General features: G+C 67.9%; 3 protein-coding genes. All 3 read left to right on the forward strand.

What is annotated here, in order from left to right; all coding sequences use genetic code 11:
* Positions 1 to 59 precede the first annotated feature (59 nt).
* The 3 genes from QMX79_RS20560 to QMX79_RS20570 are packed head-to-tail and all read left to right on the forward strand — an operon-like array spanning position 60 to position 2,343.
* Positions 60 to 383, forward strand: coding sequence for a DUF3649 domain-containing protein (locus tag QMX79_RS20560; protein ID WP_282248429.1), 324 nt, complete (start codon positions 60 to 62; stop codon positions 381 to 383).
* Complete coding sequence (locus QMX79_RS20565) at positions 380 to 2,017, forward strand: PepSY-associated TM helix domain-containing protein (RefSeq protein ID WP_282248430.1); 1,638 nt, start codon at positions 380 to 382, stop codon at positions 2,015 to 2,017. Before QMX79_RS20560 ends, QMX79_RS20565 begins: the two co-directional genes overlap by 4 nt.
* Positions 2,014 to 2,343, forward strand: a complete 330-nt coding sequence (locus tag QMX79_RS20570; RefSeq protein WP_282248431.1) for a DUF3325 domain-containing protein — start codon at positions 2,014 to 2,016, stop codon at positions 2,341 to 2,343. Before QMX79_RS20565 ends, QMX79_RS20570 begins: the two co-directional genes overlap by 4 nt.
* Positions 2,344 to 2,538 lie beyond the last annotated feature (195 nt).

Here is a 2,538-nt window from a genome sequence, read left to right on the forward strand (position 1 = left end):
CCCCTGTCACCGGCCAAGGCCGGTGACGTTCGTTGTTCGGCCCGACATTGCAGGTTCCCGTGGACAGCACGCCTGATGCCAGCTGGTTCAACCGTTTCGGCGGTTTCTTCGCCCGCCCCTGGCTGGGAGTGCTGTCGCGTTCGTTGGCCGCGATCATCGGCGGCTACGCGCTGGCTGCCACCTGCGCGATGTTCTTCGCCGTGGCGCTGCCCATCGCCCGTGCCCAGGCGGTGCTGACCGGCATGTTGGTGGCCATCGTGCTGTGCGCCTGTGCGGCGTTGTGGGCGTTCGCCACCCGCACCGCGTTGCGCGCCTGGATCGGCATTGCTGCGCCTACCGCGCTGTTCTGGCTGGGCACCCTCGCACTGGGAGCACGTGCATGAAGAATGGATTCCGCCAGTCCATGGCCTGGCTGCACACCTGGACCGGGCTGCTGGTGGGCTGGCTGCTGCTGCTCATCTTCATGGCCGGCACCGCCAGCTACTACCGCGAAGAAATCAGCCGCTGGATGCGCCCGGAACTGCCGCGCAGTAGTGTGTCCACCGAGGTGGCCGCCGAGCGCGCGGTGGCGTTCCTGCAGCACAAGGCGCCGAAGGCCGAAAGTTGGAACGTGACCCTGCCCGACCCGCGCAACCCGGCCATGCGCATGTTCTGGCGCAACCCCGAATCCATGGTGAGACCGCCGGCCGAAGGCGAAAAGCGCCGCCGCGGCGGTGGCCGATTCGGCGATGCCACGGTGGACCCGGCCAGCGGCGAGGAAGTGGCCGCGCGCGAAACCCGCGGCGGCGACTTCTTCTACCGCCTGCATTTCGACCTGCATTACATCCCGGTGCTGTGGGCGCGCTACCTGGTGGGTTTCTGCGCGATGTTCATGCTGGTGGCGATCATCACCGGGGTGATCACCCACAAGAAGATCTTCAAGGACTTCTTCACCTTCCGGCCCGAGAAGGGCCTGCGTTCGTGGCTGGACTTCCACAACGTCAGCGCGGTGATGGCCCTGCCCTACCACGCGATGATCACCTACACCGGCATCGTCACGCTGATGTTCATGTACCTGCCGCAGGGGGTGAGCGTGGCCTATCCGAAGGACGAGGATGCGTTCTTCAGCGAGGCCTTCGCGCGCCTGGCCGATCCCGCCGACCCCGCCGAAGGCAGCGCCGCCCCGCTGCCGATCCAGCAGCTGATCGACGGCGCGCGTGCCGAATGGAAGGGCGCGCAGGTCAGCGGCTTCACCGTGTTCCACCCGGGCGCGGCCAATGCGGTGATCGACATCTACCAGCGCGACGGCAAGCGGCTGTCGGTCGACACACCTTCGCTGCGCTACAACGCGGTCAGCGGCGCGTTGATCGAGACCAGCCCGGTGCCCGGGGGCGCCACCCACACCCGTGGCGTGATGTACGGCCTGCACCTGGCCCGCTTTGCGGACTGGGGCCTGCGCGCCCTGTTCTTCCTGTCCGGCCTGGTCGGTTGCCTGATGGTGGCCAGCGGCGTGGTGCTGTGGGCGGTCAAGGAGCGCCCCAAGCACGCCAAGGCAGGCCGGATCGGCTTCGGCCTGCGCCTGGTGGATGCGCTCAACATCGGCGCCGTGGCCGGCCTGCCGATCGCGTTTGCCGCCTACTTCTGGGGTAACCGCCTGCTGCCGCTGCAGATGGCGGAGCGCGCCAACGCGGAAGCCAGCGTGTTCTTCTACGCGTGGGGCGCTGCCCTGTTGGCTGCCTTCATCTGGCCGAAGCGGCTGATGTGGGCGTGGCAGCTGTACCTGGGCGCTGCGTTGTTTGCCCTGATCCCGGTGATCAATGCGCTAACCACCCACGCACATCTGGGCGTGACCCTGCGCACGGGCGACTGGGCGCTGGCCGGGTTCGACCTGGTGATGCTCGCCTTCGGCGCGATGCTGGCGTACTGCGGCCTGCGCATGCAGCGTTGGCAGCCGGCGCTGAGCGCGGCCGAGAAGAAGAAGCGCCAGGCCGCTGCAGTTGCAGCCGCCACCCGCAACACTGCCGAGGCCAACGCATGATGCTGCTGGCGCTCACCTTGAATTTTTCGGCGTTCACCGCGCTGTCGCTGGCGATGGAAAAGCACCAGCTCGACCTGCACGGCAAGGCGCATGCCGGGCCCGCGCGCATGCGCCTGTGGCGTTGGTTGGGCTGGGCATTGCTGGCCACCGCATTTGGCCTGTGCGTGGCTGACCACGGCTGGGCCGCCGGCCCGGTGCTGTGGCTGGGCGCGATGACGATCAGCGGCCTGCTGATCGCCTTCGGCCTGTATCCCTGGCGACCGCGCTGGATCGCGCCGCTGGCCTGGGCATTACCCTTGGTGGGGCTGGCTGCAGCTGCGCTGTAAGCCCGCCACGACCAACGGTCGTGGCCTACCGATGTTGGCACGACCAACGTTCGTGGCCTGCCGATGTTGCCGGTAGGTGCCCACCGTTGGTGGGCACGCAACCTCAGGCGCCGAAGCGCCGGATCTCCCACGCGCGATGGATGCGCGGTTTGCGCTCGAAATCCTCGCCGATGGTGTGGGCGGAAATTTCGCGGC

This window comes from Stenotrophomonas sp. PS02300 (assembly GCF_029959395.1).
In the GTDB taxonomy this organism is placed as follows: Bacteria; Pseudomonadota; Gammaproteobacteria; order Xanthomonadales; family Xanthomonadaceae; genus Stenotrophomonas; species Stenotrophomonas maltophilia_AD.